Origin of the sequence: Campylobacter concisus, assembly GCF_050447485.1 — a bacterium.
Taxonomy (GTDB): domain Bacteria; phylum Campylobacterota; class Campylobacteria; order Campylobacterales; family Campylobacteraceae; genus Campylobacter_A; species Campylobacter_A concisus_BQ.
The window spans coordinates 19,227-39,827 of the sequence record NZ_JALMFY010000001.1; the positions used below are offsets into that span (position 1 = coordinate 19,227).

Consider the following 20,601-nt stretch of genomic DNA (forward strand, 5'->3'; position numbering starts at 1 on the left):
TCCTTTATGTTAAAAATTTTTATTTAAGAAAATTATCTTTTACTTGCTTAAATATGGTTTCACCAGTTTTATTAAGCATGCCTTGTGAATCTCCACCAAATGCACCCATTGTCAAACCTCCTTCAACTTTAAAGTCGGCTACTTGTTGTTTTGTATTTGTGTCTACTAGTTTTACTAATGTCATACTTTTGCCACGACCTGCTCCAAAACCTACAAAGTATCTCAAAGCACGATTGCCTTCTACATACTCTGTAACCTCACAATAAATTTCAAGATCGTTGCCTTTTTTCATATTTTTTTCAAGCAACTCATTTATCTTGGCTTCTATTGTTTTATCATTTTGACCATTTTTACACAAAGCATACGCATTATCGTATTTTATACCACTCGTGTTGTGTAAAGGTGTATTTAGCCCAGCTCTAGCACAACCGCTAAAACATAGCACAGCAAGTCCTCCGATCAGTAAAGATAAATATGCTGTTTTTGCCATTTAAGCCTCCTTGTCTAAACAAATTTATGATGTGATTTTAATTCTTTTTCTATTAAACACGGATAAAACTTGGATGCAAAAAAATGACTTAACTTACTTTACAACCTCTACGCTATCTACGTCGATTTCTGTTTTTGTGAAGTCTTTATCCACCTCGCCTCTTATTCTTAAAAGCGTATCTTCGTTGGCTGTTACATTGCCCCATTTTTTGTTGTCGATCTCAACAATGATAACGTCGCCATTTTTATCGACAAATTCATATTTGTCTGATTTGATGTGTGACTTTATCTTGCCCTCAAGCACGACCTTTGTGTCGTCATTTAGCTTTAAAGCCTCTTTTACGCTTATAACATTTTCACTTTGGTGTTTTGAGACAAAGCCTCCAGCTATTGCGATGCTAGCAGCCAGTGAAGCGATAATGATTTTTTTCATTTTTATCCTTTTAAAATTGGTTGTGAAATTTTAAAAGGATATTACATTTTTGGTGTTAATAAATGGTAAGTTTTAAAACCTTGCACCTTTTTGATGCAAGGTCTGTGAGTTATATAAGCTTAGCTAGTAAATTTTTGATGTCAGCTACGATCTCGTCGATGCCGCGTTCGCCATTTACTACGTGAAGTAGCTCTTTTTCGCTGTAAAACTTGCGGATAGGCTTGATCGGATCAAGATATACTTTCATGCGGTTGTTAAAGACTTCGTTGTTATCATCAGCGCCTCTTGCACGGCCAAGCACTCTAGCTCTTGCGACATCTTCGCTAACATCCACTTCGATGACGCCTTTTAGAGAAATTTCATCTTGCTCGCTTAAGACTTTGTCAAGCTCTGTCATTTGCTCAACGCTTCTTGGGTAGCCGTCGATTATGATATTTGATTTATTTGAACTTTTGATGGCTGATACGATCGCATTTACGACGACGTCAAGTGGGACTAAATTTCCTTTTGAGATAAAGCCGTCTATCAGTTTGCCAAGCTCGCTACCACTTGCGACTTCAGCTCTTAAAAGATCGCCAGTTGAAAAGTGTGCAAATTTCTCATCATGCTGTGCGATGATCGATGCGTCTGTTGTTTTGCCGCTGCCTGGAGCGCCTATGATTAAAAATAAATTTTTCATTCTTTCCCTTTTATTGCCTTTGTCTTTTGAGCGCTTTTGCGGAGCTAGTAAAATTTAGCTTGATGAACTAAGTGTTCTATCTGCGCAAAATTTTACGTCGCAACCACAAAAATCATCTCAAACTACTTAGGCAAGTTTTGATTTAATTAGCCGCCAAGTCGGAGGCATCTTTTTATAAATTTAAATTTAGGATGGAATTTTATCTAAGAAAAATATCTAAAGACAAAATTCCATCTCTTTTTAAAGGCAAATTTTAAGCCTTTTGCTCTTTTTCTCTTATCCTTAGTCCTAGCTCCCTAAGCTGTTCGTTGCTAGCGTAGCTTGGCGCCTTTGTGAGTGGGCACTGAGCGCGCTGTGTTTTAGGGAAGGCTATGACATCGCGGATCGAGCTTGCTTTGTTTACAAGCATATTTAGCCTGTCAAAGCCGATCGCGATACCGCCATGTGGAGGCGCACCAAATGTCAAGGCATCAAGTAAGAAGCCAAATTTCTCACGCTGCTCGGCTTCATCTATGCCAAGAAGCTTAAAGACCTTTTGTTGGATGTCATTTTTGTGAATTCTTATACTTCCGCCTCCAAGCTCAAAGCCGTTAAGCACGACGTCGTGAGCGATAGATAGGATGTCCTCAAGATCAGGCTCGTCAATATTTTTTGGCATAGTAAATGGGTGGTGCATCGCAGAGTAGCTGCCGTCGTCATTTTGCTCAAACATTGGGAAGTCAAGCACCCATAAGAACTCAAGTCTATCTTGATCGATGATACCCATTTGCTCTGCTAGGAAAATTCTAAATCTTCCCATATAATCAAGCACGATCTTTTTCTTGCCAGCGCCAAAGAATACAACGTCGCCAACTTTTAGCTCGCATCTTGAGACGATCTCATCAAGATCGCTTTGCTCAAAAAATTTGCAAAGTGGGCCTTTTAGGCCATCTTCTTTCATCTGGAAGTAGCCAAGGCCTTGCGCGCCAAATTTACGTACAAATTCCTCAAATCTATTCATCTCGCGCTTACTAAAGATATTGTCGCCATTTGGCACTTTTAGCGCTTTTATGCGGTTTTTCTTCTTATCTTTTGCGATAGAGCTAAAAATTTCATTGCTTGAGCGCTCGAAAATATCAATGACATCGATCATTTTTAGATCATATCTAAGATCAGGCTTGTCTGAGCCGTAAGTCTCGGTCGCCTCTTTGTAGCTCATACGTCTAAATGGCGTTTTGATGTCGTGTCCGCAGGCTTTAAAGATATCTTTTAACATCGTCTCAGCCATATTTATGATATCTTCTTGCTCGACAAAGCTCATTTCGATATCTATTTGAGTAAATTCTGGTTGGCGATCAGCCCTTAAGTCCTCGTCACGGAAGCATTTTGCTATCTGAAAATACTTATCAAAGCCAGAACACATCAAAAGTTGTTTAAATAGCTGCGGGCTTTGTGGTAGCGCATAAAACTGACCCGGATATACACGGCTTGGCACTAGATAGTCTCTTGCGCCTTCTGGAGTTGCACGTGTTAAAACTGGAGTTTCAAATTCGATAAAGCCCATTTTATCTAGGCTGTTTCTAGCTGCGATAGCTGCGCGAGAACGCATTTTAAAGATATTTTGCAAGCGCTCGCTTCTTAGGTCTAAAAAGCGGTATTTTAGCCTGATGTCCTCATTTACGCTCTCATCGCCTATCATAAATGGTAGTGGCTCGCTTGGATTTTCGATGATGAGCTCGCTTACTATCACTTCTATCTCGCCAGTTTTTAGCTTTGGATTGGTTAGTCCTTCGCCTCTAGCTCTTACTTTTCCTTTTGCTTTTAAGACATATTCATCTCTTACTTTTGCAGCCACGTCGTGTGCTTCTTTACTGTCAGCAGGGTCACAAACTAATTGTATAAGCCCGCTAACGTCTCTTAAGTCGATGAAAACAACGCCACCGTGGTCTCTATATGTGTTTGCCCAGCCACAAAGTATTACTTCTTTGCCGATATCAGCTTTGCTAAGATCGGTGCAATAATGACTTCGCATAAAATGCTCCTTTGCAATGTTTTTTAGGCAATTATAATCGCTTTTTTCTTTTGAAAAGCTTTGTTAAAATAAAATATGTTACAATCATTTCTATGAAAAATGAACAAAAATTTAATACCAAAAACGCCAAAAAAGTGGGACTTATCGCGAAAGATTATCCATTATTTAAGCAGGATTTAGCAAAGCTAGAAAAAATTTTAAAAAAGTATAACGCTGAAATTTTGCTTGAAAAAAGCTGTGCAAAGCAGGTAGAAAAAAGTGGCTTTGAGCTGATAAAATTAGCCAAAGAGTGCGAATTTCTTATCACGCTTGGCGGTGATGGCACGATCATCTCAACTTGTAGAAAGCTAGCTCATATCTCGCCACTAATCCTTGGCATACACGCTGGCAGGCTAGGCTTTTTGACAGATATCACGATAAATGAGAGCGAGAAGTTTTTTAAAGACTTTTTTGATGATAAATTTGAGGTAGAAATGCCTTTTATGCTTGATGTTACGCTTCACAAAAATGATGGCAAAACTGAGAAAAAGATAGCATTTAACGACGCAGTCATCGTTAGTAAAAATGGCGGCTCAATGACGCATATCGAGGCACTTTTAAATGAAAAGTATTTTAACTCATATTACGGGGACGGCGTCATAGTGGCAACTCCAGCAGGCACAACGGCATACAACATGAGCGCAAATGGCCCGATTATATATCCGCTAAGCGAGGTCTTTGCACTAACTCCGATCTGCTCGCACTCGCTCACGCAGCGTCCAGTCGTGCTTACTAAAAATCACACAGTCAAATTTAGAACAAATAGCGACGCCATTTTGGTTATAGACGGTCAAGACCGCTTTGATATGAGTAAAATTTCAGCCGTTAGCATGAGCCTGAGCGATAAAAAAGCGAGGCTGATACGCCATATTGGTAGGGATTATTTTCAAATTTTAAAAGAGAAACTTCACTGGGGTTATAATGATTGATCGAATTTTGATTAAGGATTATCTAAATTTTAAAAATGTCGAGCTAAATTTCAAAGAGGGTCTTAGTGTATTTACGGGCGTTAGCGGCGCTGGTAAGTCGGTGCTGATGAGCGCGATAATGGCTGTTTTTGGTCTAAAAGATAGTGAGGCAAGGCTGATAGAAGCTGACGTGGAGCATAAATTTGAGCTTGATGAGTTTGGCATAGAAAACGAAGAGATCAATATTTTCAAGCTTTTAAAAGATAAGAGCACGAGGTATTTTATAAACCAACAAGCCATTTCAAAGAAAAATTTAGCCCAAGTGGCGCGCGAGCACATCAAATATCTCTCGGCAAAAGAGGCAAATGAATTTGAAAATGAGAAATTTCTAAATTTGCTTGATAGGCTTGAAATTTCAAAAAATGAGAAATTTAAAGAGATAAAGCAGGAATTTGAAGAGGTTTTTTTAGAATTTTCTAAAATTTCAAAAGAGCTAGCCACTATAAAAGAGGAAGAGAAAAAGGTCGAGGAGCTAAAGGAGCTTGCTAGCTTCGAGATCGAGAAGATAAGAAGTGTTGGGCCTAAAAAAGGCGAGTTTGAAGAGCTTATGGAGACTAAAAAAAGGCTTAGTAAAAAAGATAAGATAAATGAGGCGTGGGCTAGGGCTGAGCGGATATTTGAGCTAGAGCATAGCGTAAATGAGGCGCTAAGCATCAGCGACCTTGATAGTGGCTTTTTTGAAGATGCGATGAACGAGCTAAGAGTTGCGCGTGATAGCCTAAACATGGAGGAGCTTGATGATATCGACGTGGAGAGCGTGCTTGATAGGATAGAGGCGCTTAATGCCATCATTAGGCGCTATGGCAGCGAGGAGGAGGCGTTAGAATCGCTTGATAAAAAGGAAAAAGAGCTTGCTAGATATGAAAATTTAAGCTTTGAAAAGAGCGAGCTTGAGAAGAAATTTGAGATTTTAAGCAAAAAGGCAAATGAGCTAGCCAGCACTTTAAGCAAGGCAAGAGGCGTAAATTTAAAAGAGCTTGAAGCGATGATAAATTTATACCTAAAAGAGCTTTATATGCCAGATATCACGCTAAAGATCGAGGGCAAAAAGCTTGATATTTTAGGCGCTGATGAAATTTGTTTAAATTTAAACGAGACCTCGCTTAAAAATTTAAGCTCAGGCGAGCTAAACCGCTTAAGACTGGCCTTCATAGCTGCCTCTAGTGAGATCACAAAAACTGGCGGTGATGTCATCATTTTAGACGAAATAGATGCAAATTTAAGTGGAAAAGAGGCGATGAGTATTGCAAACGTCTTGCTTAAGCTTGCAAATTTCTATCAAATTTTTGCCATTTCTCACCAGCCACAGCTTAGCTCAAAGGCAAATTCGCACTTTTTAGTAGAGCGTCACGGTGAGAGCTCAGTCGTAAGAGAGCTTGACAAAGAGGAGCGAGTAAACGAGCTTGCGCGTATGATAAGCGGCGAGCACATCAGCGAAGAGGCGATAAATTTCGCAAAAGGACTTTTAAAATAGCTTTAAATTTAAGTTTTAAATTTAAGCTTTGTGATTAGGTTTATTTGTTAAAATCCGAGCTAGTTTAATAAAAAATCACAGGAATAATATGGAAAGAATTCTAGTAGTTGATGATAATAAGGCACTTGCTAAGCTAATCGTCATGCAGATGGAAAAGAGTATTGAGGATATGGCGATCGACGTTGCGTATGATTTTGCCGAAGCCAAGATGCTTATTAGCGAGCACGGCAAAGATTATTTTATGACTATCTTGGATCTAAATTTGCCCGACGCACCAAATGGTGAGATCGTTGATTACGTCCTTGCACAAGGGCTCTGTGCTATCGTTTTAACTGGCAGCATTGATGATAAGACGAAAGAATTTTTTATAAACAAAGATATAGTTGATTACGTCTATAAAGGCAACATGGATGATATCAACTACATCTTTCAAATGATAAATAGACTAAGTAAAAATAGACAATACAAAGTCCTTGTTGTTGAGGACTCGCTGCCTTTTAGAAATATGATAAAAAAAATCTTAACTAGCCTTCAGTTTAAGGTCCTAGCAGCAGCCCACGGCGAAGAGGCGATGAGCTATTTTGCTGATAATCCTGATATAAATTTAATCATAACTGACTATAGAATGCCTGTCAAAGATGGTTTAGAAGTCTTAAAAGAGGTGAGAAAAGAGAAAGATAAAAACCACCTTGGCGTGATCGTGATGACCTCGCCTAGCGAAAAAACAGATGCTGCGATATTTTTAAAAAATGGAGCTAGTGACTTTATAGCAAAACCATTTTCTAAAGAAGAGCTTATTTGTCGTATAAATAACACTATCGAGGCGATGGAGAATATAAATAAGATAGCAAATTTTGCTAACCGCGACTTTTTAACTGGCGCTTATAATAGAAGATATTTCTACCAAGATATAGAAGAGTATGTTCAAACAGCTGAAGAGCTTGATGAGCCTTATGCGTTTGCTATGCTCGATATAGATCACTTTAAAAAGATAAACGATACATACGGGCATGATGGTGGCGATAAGATACTAAAGTCACTCGCAAAAATACTAACTGACAACACAAAAGGAAGCGATGTGGTCGCTAGGTTTGGCGGCGAGGAGTTTTGCGTCGTTCTTAAAAAGATAGTAAGAGAAGAGGCGATTAAATTTTTTGTAAATTTAAGAGCAAAAGTGGCTGAAAATGAGGTAGTGATAAAAGATAAAATCGTAAGAGTCACTGTTTCTATCGGCATATCTTTTGGAAAAGGTCACTGCGAGATAGATGATATGCTCGAAGCTTGCGACTCAGCGCTTTATGTTGCTAAAGAAAATGGTAGAAATAGGGTAGAAATAGCTTTATGATTATAGATACGCATTGCCATTTGGATAGTAAAGTTTATGATTTTGACCTAGAGCAAATTTTATTTGAAGCTAGAAATTTAGGGCTAAAAGGCTTTATTATCCCTGGAGCTGATATTAATGATTTACCAAAAGCGGCTAAAATAGCGCACGAAAAAAATGATATTTTCTTTGCCGTTGGGGTTCATCCATATGATAAAGAGAATTTTGATATTGAAACTTTAAGAGAATTTGCCAAAGATAAAAAGTGCGTGGCTATCGGTGAATGTGGGCTTGACTACTACCGCTTGCCAAAAGATGAAGAAGAAAAGATAAGAGAAAAGCAAGATCAAAAACGTGTTTTTTTAGCTCAACTTGATTTGGCTGTTGAGTTAAAAAAACCCGTTATTCTCCACATCAGAGAGGCTAATGAGGACTCTTTTAACATTTTAAAAGAGTATGCGCCAAAGCTTGAAGCTGGAGCGGTTTTGCATTGTTATAATGCTTCGCCACTTCTTTTGGAGCTTTGTAAATTTGGGAATTTTTACTTTGGCATAGGTGGTGTTTTGACATTTAAAAACGCTAAGAATTTAGTTGAAATTCTGCCAAAAATTCCTTTTGATAGGGTATTGATAGAGACTGACGCTCCATATCTCACGCCAGAACCAAATCGTGGCAAGAGAAATGAGCCGGCGTTTACGACATTTGTTGCTAAAAAGATAGCTGAAATTTTAAACCTTGAATTTGAAGTAGTTTGCAAAACGACTTCAAATAATGCCAAAAGGTTATTTAAGTGCTTTGCCTAAATTTTGGGCATTGTGCTTGCTTAAGATGCTAGCATCATTAAGCTTTGACACGAAAAAGGATAGAAATGAAAGCAATGCTTAAGATATTTTTATTATTTGCATGTAGCACCTTGCTACTAGCAAACGCTCCTGAGAAGAGCTCTTATGACACTCAGGTTAAAATTTTAAAGGAGCTAGACATCGATGCTAGCTTTATGAAAACTTCTCACTATGCAAAGATGAGACAAGGCATACAAAACTCACAGGTCAGAACATTTACAGATGCCTTGAAAAATGGCTATATGTATATACCAATGATAAAAGAGCAGATCAAAAAATCAGGCGTGCCCGAGTCATTTTTCTATCTAGCGATGATAGAGTCAGGCTTTTCAAATCACACCGTCTCAAACGCTAAAGCTACTGGTATGTGGCAATTTATGGAGCAAACAGCAAAAATTCACGGCCTAAAAGTAGGACAATATACAGATGAGAGAAAAGATCCAGTCGAATCAACTGTAGCCGCTACAAACTATCTAAGATCACTTAAAAATCAATTTGGCAAATGGTACTTGGCAGCAATGGCATATAACTGTGGCGATGGTGCGTTAAAAAAAGCTATACAAAAAGCTGGCACAGATGATCTTGTAACACTTCTTGATGCTGAGAAAAAATACCTCCCAGCTGAGACTAGAAATTTCATCATTAAAATTTTAAGAGCGGCATATATTGCAAAAGATGCGGACTTTTTGATATCTAAGGAGTCATCTTTACTAAACATAAATGGCGGATTAAGACTTACGAAAGTAAAAGTGCCAGGCGGTACAAATTTAGCTCAGATAGGCGACAGCATCGGTCTTAGCACAAAAAAGATGAAAAGCAATAACCCACATTTAAAATTTGTATTTACTCCTCCAACTTTAAAAGATTATTACGTTTATATCCCTGAAAATAAAAAGCAACTTTTCTCAGATAATTTCAAACCATTTAATGGTAAAAATAACTTCTATGCATACACAGTAAAAAAAGGCGAGACCTTGCTCTCTATCTCTAAAAAAACAGGCGTTAGCCACAGAGCGATCAAGGACTACAACGAGCTTAGCACAAACGCTGTAAGCTACAACCAAAAGCTGATAATCCCTTTTTCTACTCAAAATAAGTCGCAAAACTATGTAGTTCAAACAGGCGATACGATCGCATCTTTATCTAAAAAATTTAATGTAAGCGAAAAAGATCTAAAAGATGCAAATTCTTTAGCTAGTTCAAATTTAAATGTTGGAGCAAGTATTGTCATACCGTAAGAGCCTAAATTTCTACTTAGGACTAAGTTTTACACTTCTAATCACTGGCTGTTCTTGGAGTGGGGCTCCATTTACTCCAAGTGGTCCAACTAATGTAAGAGGCAACAACTCCGCCTCAGTTCAAAAAGCAACAATGAGACCATACACGATAAACGGCAAAACCTACTATCCAACCGTCGTAAGTGTCGGCGACAAAGCTAGCGGAACGGCAAGCTGGTATGGTCCAAATTTTCACGGCAAAACGACCTCAAATGGCGAAGTTTATAATATGTATAATATGACTGCGGCGCATAAGACTTTGCCGATGAATACAATACTTAAAGTAACAAATTTAAGAAATCAAAAAAGTGTTATCGTGCGCGTAAACGACAGAGGACCTTTTGTGGCTGACAGGGTGCTTGACCTTTCAAAAGCAGCCGCTATGAAGCTTGATGTAATTGGCACTGGCACAGCTCCAGTTAGCATGGAGGTTATTGGCTTTAATGAAGACATTAACGCTGTTACAACTGCTAGCGTGCAACCAACAAAACCAACAAGCACTGGCATAAAAGTGCCAAATCCAGTCTCTCCAACGGCCCCAGTTGGCGGCATCGTGATCTCATCAGAGCAACGCGTTGTGGGTGGAGATTTTATGGTACAAATTGGCTCGTTTAAGAACCTTGAAGGCGCAAACAGATACCAAAGAGAGCATAAAAGCATAGATGGTTATAGATCAGTCGTTAAGACATTTACGATAGATGGCTCAACCATTTATAGGGTATTTTTAAATGGCTTTAGAAGCGAGGACGAGGCTAGGGATTACGCGAGAAGCGGTAAATTCCAAGGCGCATTTATAGTAAGAGGTTAGGGCGTGAGAGAGGAAATTTTAGAACTAACTAGAAACACAAAAGAGACGCAAATCTCGATGAAACTTAAAATTTACGGCTCTGGAGTTGCAAAGATAAGCACAGGCATAGGCTTTTTTGATCATATGCTTGAAGCTTTCACCAAGCACTCTTTGCTTGATCTTGAAATTTCATGCAAGGGCGACACGCATGTGGATTTTCATCACAGCGTCGAGGATGTAGGCATAGTTTTGGGACAGCTTTTAAAAGAGGCTTTATATCCATTAAGTGGTGTTGAGAGATTTGGCGAGGCGAGCGTCGTTATGGATGAGGCGGCTGTTTTTTGCGCACTAGATCTTAGTAACAGAGCTTACCTCGTATATGAAAATTTTAATGAAAATGCTAAGGTTGGCGAGTTTGACACTGAGCTTGTGGAGGAGTTTTTTAGAGCAGTTGCGATAAATTCAGCTATAACTCTTCATCTAAATCAAATTCGTGGCAAAAACACTCACCACATCATTGAAGCAACGTTTAAATCATTTGCCGTAGCACTCCGCAGAGCGCTTGCCAAAAATGCAAGGATCGGCACTCCAAGTACAAAAGGCGTTTTATGATAGAAATTATATTTTTAGACGTTGATGGGTGCCTCACTGATGGCAAGATCATCTACAATGCAAACGGCGAAGAGCTTAAATTTTTTGATGTAAAAGATGGCTACGCGATAGAGAGCTGGCTAAAGCTTGGCAAGAAAGTGGCTATCATCACTGGCAGAAAGTCGGCTATCGTTGAGCGAAGGGCTGAGGATCTAAAGATAAACCACGTCTATCAAGGCGTTGGCGATAAATTTGAAGTAGCAAGCGAGATATTAAAATTTGAAGGGCTTAGCTTTAAAAACGCAGCGGCTATCGGCGATGACTACAACGACTATAAAATTTTAGACGCAGTTGCATGGAGCTTTAAGCCAAAAGATGCCATTAAAGAGCTTGATGTAAAGACAAAGCTAAAGCACAAAGGCGGCAATGGCGCTGTTAGAGAGATGATCGAGATGATCATAAAATCAGAAAATTTATATGACGAGTGGTCTAAGCGTTGGTTGTAAAAATTTTCTACTTCGTCGTGGCTATTTTTAGTGCTGTGATGATATTTTTAGCGGCTCAAGACCCATATCTAGCAAACGTGCTAAAGGTTGATACAAAGATATCAAATATGCAGGTAAATGACGTGGTTGATTATGAGATAAACTCGACCAAGATAAGCGGAGTTTATGAGAGTGACGAGCTAAACAGATATAGCGACAGGGATGAATTTTTAGACTTTAAAGCGAGAATTTTAAGGGGAAATTTAAGACATTTTCTAAGCTCAGACAAGGCTATCTCGCAAAACGATGAGATAATCTTTCAAAAAAATGCAAACTATGAAAACAACGATAGTTTGAAATTTAAAAGCGATGAAGTTATATATAATACAAAGACAAAAATAGTAAGATCAGAGGCAAATTTCACCATCACTAGAAACGGCGACAAAGCACTGGGTGATAGCGGAAGCTACGATCTTGGTAAAAAACAAACGCAGATAAAAGGGTTAAGGGCATGGGTAGAAGAAAAGCAGCGATTTTAGCGATGATTTTGGGCTTTACATTTTTAAATGCAGAGCAGGTTGAGATCACTTCAAATGATTTTTTCGCAGATGAAAACAAGCAGATCAGCGAATTTGTAGGCAATGTAAATATCAAAAAGGGTTCATACGATGAGCTAAAGGCAAACAAAGTCGTTGTGCATTTTGATAAAAAGCGCCAGCCAGTAAAATATGTAGCCACAGGCAACGCTAGAGCTAAAATTTTTATGAAAGATAAGCACTATGACGGCAAGGGTGACACGCTTACATATGAGCCTGCAAAGCAGACATACACAGTAACTGGCAACGGCTATTTGCATGAAGTGGAGACTGACAAAAATGTCTATGGCGACAAGATCGTAGTCAATCAAAAAGATGGCACATATAGCGTAAATAGCGATGAGAAAAAGCCGGTTAAATTTATCTTTCAGATCGAGGATAAAAGTAAGTGATAAGAGCTCTTGGCGCTAAATTTATCACTTCAAGCCCAAGCATAAAAGAGGCTCCAAGCTTTGTGACAAGCGAGGTGGTCTTTTTGGGCAGGTCAAATGTGGGTAAAAGTAGCCTCATAAACGCACTTGTAAATCAAAAAAATTTAGCCAAAAGCTCGTCCACTCCTGGTAAAACGCAGCTTATAAATTTTTTTGAGGCTGAGTTTTGCGAACAAAAAGATGAGCAAGAGGAAAAAGAGAAATTTAAACTCATCTTGGTCGATCTGCCAGGTTTTGGCTACGCAAAAGTAGCAAAGTCAAAACACGATGAGTGGCGTAAAAATTTAGATGAGTTTTTGAAATTTAGAAGCGACATCAGACTTTTTATACATCTAATCGACGCTAGACACTTTGACCTAGACATTGACGTGAACGTGGATTCTTACTTAAAAAGCTTTTTAAGAGCTGATCAAAAAATCTTAAATTTATACACAAAAAGCGACAAGCTAAATCAAAGCCAAAAGAGTGCGATAATGAAATTTGACCCAAGCGGCATTTTGGTCTCAACACTCAGTAAAAGTGGCATCGACAAGGCACGGGAAGCTATCATAAACCACGCTCTTGGTAGGTAAAATGCAAACCATAAGCAGCTTGGACATTAAAATTTTTAAAGGCTTTTTGTGGGCCATTTTTTTGCTCTCTTACGAGATCGCAACTACGCAGTTTGGCTTCTTGCCGCCACTTATTGGCATTTTTTTTACATATATGATTTTGGAGTATTCAAGAAAGCAAAAGCAGTATGATGAGTTTAAGCTTTCGTGGTATTTTTCGCTCATTTTCTTGGTCTTTGCTGAGCAAATTCACGGCTTTTATCTCTTTTCAACGATCATTGCATTTTTGCTATTTTACAACTTTGTGCTAGACTGGCTCTATACGACGATGAAGTGGCGAAACTGCCTGCTCATCATCTTTGTCGCCTCTGGCTATGTGCTAACTTTTCTTATAAATAATCTTTTTGCCTACGTCTTAAACAAGCCAAATTTGACTTTTAGCGCAGAGTATCTATTTTTTATAGCGCTTGAAAGTGTGCTTGCTATCGTGCTTTTTAGGGATAAAGTGCTATGAGAATGCGTATAGTTTTTGGCGTGATCGCTCTTTTTTGGATCATGCTTTTGGGGCGGATTTACCACTTAAGTGTCAATTCAAATACCTACTACAACGAGATCGCCGAGCAAAATGCGATAAAAACTATCTACATCCCGCCAGTTAGGGGCATCATCTTTGATGCGCACGACAAGCCTATGGCGGTCAATCGCCTTGGCTTTTCTATCTATGTAAGGCCGCATCTTAGCGCTAATAAAAAGGCGAAAATTTTAGACGATGAGTTGGCTTATATCGGATCGCTATTTGGCGATCTAAATGTCACTAAGCTTAAAAATGAATATATAAAAAACGACTCAGCCTACAACCAAGACTTCATAAACGTAGTCGAATTTGTTGATTATGATAAATTTTTGCCATTTTTTGCGCCCCTTTCTCTGCGTGAAAATTTAGAGATAAGACCAGCTTCAAAGCGCCACTATCCATACAATGACCTAGCTTCTCATATCATCGGCTACGTCGGCAGAGCAAACCAAAAAGATATGGAAAATGACCCTTTAACAAAGCTTACAAACTATATCGGTAGAAGCGGCGTAGAGCGCTTTTATAACCCGATCTTGCAAGGGATTCAAGGTTTTAAAAAGATCAAGGTAAATGCACTAAATGAGGAGATCGAGCAGGTGAGCTACCAAGCGCCACAAAGCCAAAACATAAAGCTTGCCGTCGATCTTGAGTTGCAGCAGTTCGTCGCTGACGTCTTTGGCAAAGATGCAGGAAGCGTCATAGTTATGAGCCTAAAAGATGGCGCTATCATCGCTGCTGGAAGCTTTCCGGAGTACGATCTAAATCCGTTTGTGCTTGGAATTTCTCAGGCTGAGTGGGAGGAGCTTGTAAAAAACGTCGATCACCCATTTACAAATAAGCTGATAAACGGCCTTTACCCGCCAGGATCTGTCGTAAAAATGGGTATGGCGCTTGCCTTTTTGGATAATGGCATGAGCAAATATGATAGCTTTTTTTGTAGTGGCTCGTATGAGCTTGGAGGGCGTAAATTTCGCTGCTGGAACTCGCATGGACACGGCAGCGTCAATATGAACACAGCCATTAGAGAGAGCTGTGATGACTATTTTTACAAGGGTAGCCAAAAGATAGGTATAGACGCCATTGTGCCGATACTTGAGCGCATGGGCTTTGGTAGGAAAACGGAGGTTGATTTGCCAAATGAATTTGTGGGAACACTGCCAAGTAGAGAGTGGAAGATGAGGAAGTATGGCAAGGCGTGGTTTCAAGGTGAGACGCTCATAACCTCTATCGGACAGGGAAATTTTCTAGTCACGCCTATGCAGGTGGCTAAATACACAGCTGGCCTTGCAACTGGGCTAAATGTGACGCCACATTTTTTAAAGAGCATTGATGGCAAGGATGTTGATTTTATGCCAACAGATGATGCTTTTACGCCGTTTGAGAAGTCGCAGCTACCTGCCATTAGGCATGCGATGTATGAAGTGGCAAATCACCCAAGAGGTACGGCAAATAGGCACTTTACAGGAAGCCTTGTAAAGGTTGCGGCAAAGACTGGAACGGCTCAGGTCGTTGGCATTTCACAAACCGAAAAGAAACGTATGAAAGAGGAGGATATGGCGTATCTGCAAAGATCTCACGCGTGGATGACAACCTATGCGCCTTATGAGGATCCACAATACGTCATCACAATGGTTGTCGAACACGGCGGTCATGGTGGTAGCGCTGCTGGACCAAAAATCTCTCAAATTTATAACAAGCTAGTTGAAATGGGATATATAAAACTAGATAAAGTTCAGACTGAGAAAGATAAAAAACAATAAATTCTATCTCTAAAAAAATTACTAAATATGTCTGTGCGTATTTGTTTGCTCGCAAAACGTGAAATGGTTCTTGAAAGATAAAAAATATAATTAATGATTAGCTATCTTATGGATGACATGTATTCTTAATTTTGATATTAATTAAAATGAATATTTAAATTTATAATGAAGTGATTAAAAATAGTTTTTGAAATTTTAGCCCAAGATAGGGCTAAAATTTATGGATTATAGACCTTCAAAAGGATTTGAAGCTACGTCTTTGCGATCAACTATATAAGGTATGATAGCTGCGTGGCGAGCTCTCTTGATCGCTTTTTCTACCATCTCTTGGTACCTTTTTGATGTGCCAGTTAGGCGTCTTGGCATGATTTTAAATCTCTCTGACAAGCAATACTTCAAAAGCGAAGTGTCTTTGTAGTCTATAAAATCAATTTTTGCTTCTGTAAATTTGCAATATTTGCGTGAATATTTTCTTTTTTCTGCCATTTTTTATCCTTTAAAATTAAAACGGTATTTCTTCATTGTTGAAACTATCAGCATCAACGTCTATATCAGGAATTTCTGAATAACTCTCTTGCTTTCTTTGCGGCGCAGCTTGTGGTCTAACTTCTTGTTGGCGGTTATATTGGTTATTTTGATATCCGCCTTGCTGTCCGTAGCCACCGCTATTTTGGCTATTCATAGAGTATCCGCCTTGTTGCGTTTGGTTATTTGAGCCAAGCATTTCCATGCTTTCAACGGCGATAGAGTGTTTTGAGCGATTTTGTCCGTTATTGTCGGTCCATTGGTCAAATTTGAGTCTTCCTTCGATAAGCAGCTTTGATCCCTTGTTGAGATATTGGTTTGCTATCTCTGCACTCTTGCCAAAAAATGATATATCAATAAAGCAAGTCTCATCTCTTCTTTCCCCATTTGAGGTGATTTTGCGTGTCACAGCTATACTAGAATTTCCTATGGCAACGCCGCTAGTAGTATATCTAAGCTCTATATCTCTGGTTAAATTTCCAACTAATACTACTTTATTGAACATTTTTTATCCTTGATTATTCTTCTGTAAATGTTTGCTCGTCTACTTTTTCAACTCTTGGCTCGCGTGGTGCTCTTGGCTCGCGAGGTTCTTTTTTAATAGTTTGCTTGATACCTTTGCAAAGTCTTTCCCAAGCCGCGATTTCGCGTTTGTTTTCATATTTAACGCTTAAAAATCTTATGATATCTTCTGTGATCCTTACGTTTCTTGTAAGCTCTGCAAGAAGTGCTGGTGGAGCTTTGTAGTAGATAACAAAATATGTTCCACGCTCATATTTTTTGATGGCATAAGCTAGTTTTCTAGTGCCCATCTCAACGACAGTAGCGATCTCGCCGCCGTTTTTTGTTATGACTTCTTTTACGAAATCAACCTTAGCTTTAACTTCCTCTTCCGTCAATGTTGGCTTAAGAATAAATAAAAGCTCGTAATGTTTCATTTTTTCTCCTTATGGATATTTAGCTCACTTTGTGAGCAAGGATTTTGCATTAAGCAAGGGTGGATTTTAGCTTAAATTTACTTAATATTTGCTGTTGATATTAGGTGTTGCAGATTTAAAATGGTCGATAAGACGAAAATTTCTTTATCCATTTTTGTATTTGTTTTTAGCTCTAGCTCGGCTAAATTTAGCGTTTTAAATATCTCTAAATAGGCATTTAAACTTAGCTTTAAGCTATTTGCTTTTAGTAAATTTGCCACATTTACAGGTGGCTGATAACCGATCGCTTCATCTAAATTTAAGCGGCCGTTTATCTTGATGTAAGAGTAAATTTTAAATAGCCTAAAAAATGCTTTGTAAAGTGAGTTTAGAAGTAAAATTTCATTAAAATTTGGATCTTCTAAGTAGGTAAAAAAGTCGTTTTTTATATCTTTTAGAGCCATAAATTTATTGAAAAAATCATCAAAATTTATCCCGCCAAGTCCAAAAACTAGCCTTTTTACATCATCTTGTTCGATATGGGTGTTTAGGCTCTTTAGCTTCGTTAGCTCACTTGCTGCAAGGTATAAATTTTCATTATGAGTAAAATAAAGTTCATAAAGTGCATTTTTGGTTATGTTTAGGCCTATTTTGGCTGAGTTTTTGGCTAGTAAATTTATCGCTTCATCTGGAGTTGAGGGCTTGAAAAATCTCGCAAAATTTGTTCCAAAAGCCTTTTGCGTGTCAAAAATTAACTTCATATCGGCCTCATAAAGCTCAAACAAAAAGCAGTTGTCCTGGCTCTTTGAGCAAAGCGAGATGAGCTCTTTTAGCTCTTTTGCCGGGATCTTTTTGTCGCTTTTTACATAGAGGATATTTTTGCCACCAAAAAGCGACTGCTCGCTTAGGTGAGAGCTTGCTTGCGCGTAGTTATACTCGTCAAAATAAAGGCTTAATAAATTTGCATCTTCGCTTGCATAAAAGCTCAAAATTTCCTTACCAAAAAGCTCGATCTGAAACTCGTCCGCCCCAAAAAGCAAGAAGTAGTTGCTTAAATTTGCATTTGCTAAATTTAGCTCCAAATCTTTTCTATACATCGATCTTTCTTACCACTTTTGCAAAAATTTTAGCACTCGCGATGTCGGCCTCTGTGATCTTTACGACAAGCTTTTGAAGTAAATTTGCGCTGTATCCAGTTATGAAAATCCTAGCGCCAACAAAATGATCATCAAGCTTAGCAACCAAAACATTTTGGTTTTCGCTCACGTAGCAACGCACCTCTTTGCCGATATTTGCGGCTGCCCAGCGTGCAAATTTCCTATCCATAAAGTCGTAGGCTACCTTGTCGGCCTCTCTTTCAAGCTCGCTTAAGGTTGCGCATGTGCTTTGGATGTTTAAAAGTAAGAAGTTGTAAAGCTTCTCATCTTTTGAAATTTTAGCCTTTAAAAGTCTGTGTAAAATAAGGTCAGAATAGCGTCTAATAGGGCTTGTAAAGTGTGTATATCTGTCAAATCCAAGCCCAAAGTGGCCTAAATTTTCACTTGAATATTCAGCCTTTTTTTGTGACTTGATAATGAGCTTGTCTATCTCTTCGCGGTTGCCTAGTTCATCGGCCTTTGCTTGGATCTTTCTTATCAAATTTGCAAGGTCGCTCTCGTAGGTAAAGTCAAGCCCTAAAAGCTGCAAGTCCTCAAGCAAGGTATCTATCTTTTTAAAATCAGGCGAAGTGTGGTTTCTAAAAACGCCCTTTGTGATGAGCTTCGCGGCGGCCTTGTTTGCTAAAAGCATGCAGTCTTCAACAAGTCTATGTGAGTCAGAGTCGCTTTCAAACCTAGTTTGCGAAATTTGACCCTCTTCATCAAGGCTCATTCTAAGCTCTTTTGTTCTAAAGTCAAACGCGTGTAAAAGCCTTTTTTTGCGAAGCTTCGTGGTGAGTTTAAAAAGTGGCTTGATCCATGAAATTTCACACTCTCTTTTGCCTTCTAAAATTTCATCGATCTCGTCGTAGTTAAAGCGCCTTTTTGAAAGGATGATCGCTTCAAAAAGCTCCTCTTTTTTTACCTCGTTGTTTGCATCGAGTGAAATTTTAAAACAAAATGCAAGGCGTGGAACGTCTGGCTTTAGCGAGCAGATATTTTCACTTAGCGCGCGCGGCAACATCGGCACTGAAATGTGTGGAAAGTAGATAGAAAAGCCTCTTTTTTTAGCCTCGCTATCAATGGCGCTATAAGCGGTCACATACTCGCTTACATCGGCGATTGCTACGTAAATTTCGCGCTTTTTCTCATCAAAATATATGGCATCGTCAAAGTCTTTGGCATCGACTGGGTCGATCGTGCAAAAGTCTAAATTTCTTAGATCAACCCTGTTTGGATACATGCTAGCATCGACTTCATCGCCAAAAGCCTTTGCTTCAAGCTCGCAAGCCTCGCTAAATTTATCGTTTTTATTGTAAATAGCAAGCGAAATTTTCTCGTCGCTTAATGGATCTTCTAAATTTCCTAAAACCTCGACTATTTCGTTGTTTAGATTGTTTATCTTTAATAGCGTCCCAAGTGGGAGCATCTTTAGACTTTTTTGAGTTGCTTTTAGGGTTGTGCTTAGTCCAGTTTTTAAATTTACCCCTAAAATGGCCGCCCCAAAGCGTTTGGTATAGACTACACTTGTCTCATTTGCAAGCTTTAGGCTCATTACTATTTTAGCGCTTTGGCGTTTTTTCTTAAGCGGCAAAAGCTTTGCTAACACGATATCGCCGAGGTGAGAGTTGTTTAAATTTTTATTTTCAACGATGATATCTTGCTTGAAGCGCTTGTCAAATGGCATGATAAAGCCAGTTGCGTTTTGGCTGATGTCTAGCTTGCCACAGACATAGCCGTTGTTTAGGTAAAATTTATCTTTATGTAAGCTTACGGCACCAAGGTTTAGGAGATTACGTAAGATCTCTTTGTCTTCGTTTGATATCTCTTTTTCTTTGATGCCAACTAGAAGTGATGTTAAAAATTCTTTCACAAATTATCTTTGACTTTGCTAACAGCCATTAAAAATGTATCTCTCTCAAAGCCATATTCATTTATAAGAAGTGTTGCGTTATTTACGCTTACATCGTCAAGCTGGTTAAAGATATTAACCGCTGTTTTTACTACCTTTAGAGCCCTTGCATACTCTTTTATGTGGTCAGGTGCCTCTTCAGGAGTGTTTGAGTAGAGGATAGAATTTCCAAGCTCGATCTCTAAATTCCACTGTTCAAAAATTTGAGCTGTAACCTCTTCGTTTGTGATGTCTAAAATTTCAGACTCTAAAAGCGCAAGATCATAGGTAGATGAAATTTGTTTTAACTTTGTTTTAAACTCAGCAACTTGGTTATTTTCTGTGAGCTCATGTGCTAAAACGATCTTGCCAACTTCAAGCATAAATGAAGCAGGAGAGAGAATTTCTAGATTTTTAGGTTTTATCTTTGAGTACCAGTGATACATCAAAGCATTTTGCATGATTGAGATATTTAAAAAATCTTGTGCGGTAATGTCATACGGCTCTAAATTTATAGAAAAGGTCTTTTTAATGGCACTTGATAGCGCAAAACCACGGATAGTAGCCATGCCAAAAAGTGAAATGGCTCTTGCGATAGTTGTGATCTCTTGAGAAAAACCGTAAAGTGGTGAGTTTGCTGAACGCAAGATATTTGCTGTTAGCATAGGGTCTTTTTCGACCACTTTTGTGAGGTCATTTATCGAGCTATTTTCGTCAGCATGTAGGCGCTGGATCTGTATGACAGTGTCGTCTAGTGGCGGAAGCGCTTTGATTTTTTTAAAAATTGATTCATTCATGTAAAGTGACTCTTTTGGTTAAAA

The 20,601-nt window shown here is 38.7% G+C and carries 23 protein-coding genes; 13 read left to right on the forward strand and 10 right to left on the reverse strand.

Annotated elements, in window-relative coordinates; genetic code table 11:
* Window positions 1-19 precede the first annotated feature (19 nt).
* From MTT29_RS00090 to aspS, 4 genes are all read right to left on the reverse strand, one after another.
* The gene (locus MTT29_RS00090) at window positions 20-490 is read right to left on the reverse strand and encodes a DUF4410 domain-containing protein (protein ID WP_429799389.1); all 471 of its coding nucleotides are present in this window, start codon (window positions 488-490) and stop codon (window positions 20-22) included.
* Between the two features lie 93 nt (window positions 491-583).
* Window positions 584-922, reverse strand: a complete 339-nt coding sequence (locus tag MTT29_RS00095) for a NirD/YgiW/YdeI family stress tolerance protein (RefSeq protein WP_429799390.1) — start codon at window positions 920-922, stop codon at window positions 584-586.
* Window positions 923-1,031: 109 nt separating this feature from the next.
* Window positions 1,032-1,601, reverse strand: coding sequence for an adenylate kinase (locus tag MTT29_RS00100; RefSeq protein WP_004317610.1), 570 nt, complete (start codon window positions 1,599-1,601; stop codon window positions 1,032-1,034).
* A 253-nt stretch (window positions 1,602-1,854) separates the two neighbouring features.
* Window positions 1,855-3,612, reverse strand: a complete 1,758-nt coding sequence (aspS, locus tag MTT29_RS00105; protein ID WP_012140086.1) for an aspartate--tRNA ligase — start codon at window positions 3,610-3,612, stop codon at window positions 1,855-1,857.
* Window positions 3,613-3,704: 92 nt separating this feature from the next.
* Here aspS and MTT29_RS00110 point away from each other — a divergent pair, with 92 nt between their 5' ends.
* The 13 genes from MTT29_RS00110 to mrdA all read left to right on the forward strand — a co-directional run bounded on the left by MTT29_RS00110 (window position 3,705) and on the right by mrdA (window position 15,311).
* Entirely contained in the window at window positions 3,705-4,580 is an 876-nt protein-coding gene (locus tag MTT29_RS00110; protein WP_429799391.1) for an NAD(+) kinase, read from the forward strand.
* Window positions 4,573-6,093 carry an AAA family ATPase gene (locus tag MTT29_RS00115; protein ID WP_429799392.1) on the forward strand — a complete coding sequence of 507 codons (1,521 nt, stop codon included), beginning with the start codon at window positions 4,573-4,575 and terminating at the stop codon, window positions 6,091-6,093. Before MTT29_RS00110 ends, MTT29_RS00115 begins: the two co-directional genes overlap by 8 nt.
* Window positions 6,094-6,181: 88 nt before the next feature.
* Window positions 6,182-7,438: a GGDEF domain-containing response regulator gene (locus tag MTT29_RS00120; protein WP_429799393.1), complete on the forward strand. Its 1,257-nt coding sequence runs from the start codon at window positions 6,182-6,184 to the stop codon at window positions 7,436-7,438.
* On the forward strand, window positions 7,435-8,220 hold the full coding sequence (locus MTT29_RS00125; RefSeq protein WP_429799394.1) for a TatD family hydrolase: 786 nt from the start codon (window positions 7,435-7,437) through the stop codon (window positions 8,218-8,220). The genes MTT29_RS00120 and MTT29_RS00125 overlap by 4 nt, the downstream gene beginning before the upstream one ends.
* 65 nt (window positions 8,221-8,285) lie before the next feature.
* Entirely contained in the window at window positions 8,286-9,497 is a 1,212-nt protein-coding gene (locus tag MTT29_RS00130; protein WP_429799395.1) for a transglycosylase SLT domain-containing protein, read from the forward strand.
* Window positions 9,484-10,344 carry a septal ring lytic transglycosylase RlpA family protein gene (locus tag MTT29_RS00135; RefSeq protein ID WP_103568611.1) on the forward strand — a complete coding sequence of 287 codons (861 nt, stop codon included), beginning with the start codon at window positions 9,484-9,486 and terminating at the stop codon, window positions 10,342-10,344. Before MTT29_RS00130 ends, MTT29_RS00135 begins: the two co-directional genes overlap by 14 nt.
* Before the next feature lie 15 nt (window positions 10,345-10,359).
* Window positions 10,360-10,935: an imidazoleglycerol-phosphate dehydratase HisB gene (gene hisB, locus MTT29_RS00140; protein ID WP_035142991.1), complete on the forward strand. Its 576-nt coding sequence runs from the start codon at window positions 10,360-10,362 to the stop codon at window positions 10,933-10,935.
* Window positions 10,932-11,420 (forward strand): KdsC family phosphatase, encoded by a 489-nt coding sequence (locus MTT29_RS00145; RefSeq protein ID WP_004317467.1) that lies wholly within the window; start codon window positions 10,932-10,934, stop codon window positions 11,418-11,420. The genes hisB and MTT29_RS00145 overlap by 4 nt, the downstream gene beginning before the upstream one ends.
* The gene (gene lptC / locus MTT29_RS00150; RefSeq protein ID WP_021086384.1) at window positions 11,411-11,938 is read left to right on the forward strand and encodes an LPS export ABC transporter periplasmic protein LptC; all 528 of its coding nucleotides are present in this window, start codon (window positions 11,411-11,413) and stop codon (window positions 11,936-11,938) included. The genes MTT29_RS00145 and lptC overlap by 10 nt, the downstream gene beginning before the upstream one ends.
* Complete coding sequence (lptA, locus tag MTT29_RS00155; RefSeq protein ID WP_103568007.1) at window positions 11,911-12,387, forward strand: lipopolysaccharide transport periplasmic protein LptA; 477 nt, start codon at window positions 11,911-11,913, stop codon at window positions 12,385-12,387. Before lptC ends, lptA begins: the two co-directional genes overlap by 28 nt.
* Entirely contained in the window at window positions 12,384-12,998 is a 615-nt protein-coding gene (gene yihA, locus MTT29_RS00160) for a ribosome biogenesis GTP-binding protein YihA/YsxC (RefSeq protein WP_012140077.1), read from the forward strand. Before lptA ends, yihA begins: the two co-directional genes overlap by 4 nt.
* 1 nt (window position 12,999) lies before the next feature.
* On the forward strand, window positions 13,000-13,491 hold the full coding sequence (locus MTT29_RS00165; protein ID WP_429799396.1) for a hypothetical protein: 492 nt from the start codon (window positions 13,000-13,002) through the stop codon (window positions 13,489-13,491).
* Window positions 13,488-15,311, forward strand: a complete 1,824-nt coding sequence (gene mrdA / locus MTT29_RS00170; protein WP_429799397.1) for a penicillin-binding protein 2 — start codon at window positions 13,488-13,490, stop codon at window positions 15,309-15,311. Before MTT29_RS00165 ends, mrdA begins: the two co-directional genes overlap by 4 nt.
* A gap of 225 nt (window positions 15,312-15,536) precedes the next feature.
* Here the strand turns inward: mrdA and rpsR are convergent, their stop codons facing one another.
* The 6 genes from rpsR to MTT29_RS00200 all read right to left on the reverse strand — a co-directional run bounded on the left by rpsR (window position 15,537) and on the right by MTT29_RS00200 (window position 20,577).
* Window positions 15,537-15,797, reverse strand: a complete 261-nt coding sequence (gene rpsR, locus MTT29_RS00175; protein WP_087582546.1) for a 30S ribosomal protein S18 — start codon at window positions 15,795-15,797, stop codon at window positions 15,537-15,539.
* 16 nt (window positions 15,798-15,813) lie between these two features.
* Window positions 15,814-16,341, reverse strand: coding sequence for a single-stranded DNA-binding protein (locus MTT29_RS00180; RefSeq protein WP_429799398.1), 528 nt, complete (start codon window positions 16,339-16,341; stop codon window positions 15,814-15,816).
* A 13-nt stretch (window positions 16,342-16,354) separates the two neighbouring features.
* Window positions 16,355-16,774 (reverse strand): 30S ribosomal protein S6, encoded by a 420-nt coding sequence (gene rpsF, locus MTT29_RS00185; protein ID WP_072594569.1) that lies wholly within the window; start codon window positions 16,772-16,774, stop codon window positions 16,355-16,357.
* 77 nt (window positions 16,775-16,851) lie between these two features.
* Window positions 16,852-17,850 carry a DNA polymerase III subunit delta gene (gene holA / locus MTT29_RS00190; RefSeq protein WP_429799399.1) on the reverse strand — a complete coding sequence of 333 codons (999 nt, stop codon included), beginning with the start codon at window positions 17,848-17,850 and terminating at the stop codon, window positions 16,852-16,854.
* Entirely contained in the window at window positions 17,843-19,762 is a 1,920-nt protein-coding gene (locus MTT29_RS00195) for an RNB domain-containing ribonuclease (protein WP_429799400.1), read from the reverse strand. Before MTT29_RS00195 ends, holA begins: the two co-directional genes overlap by 8 nt.
* Window positions 19,759-20,577, reverse strand: a complete 819-nt coding sequence (locus tag MTT29_RS00200; protein WP_103567760.1) for an HDOD domain-containing protein — start codon at window positions 20,575-20,577, stop codon at window positions 19,759-19,761. The genes MTT29_RS00195 and MTT29_RS00200 overlap by 4 nt, the downstream gene beginning before the upstream one ends.
* Window positions 20,578-20,601 lie beyond the last annotated feature (24 nt).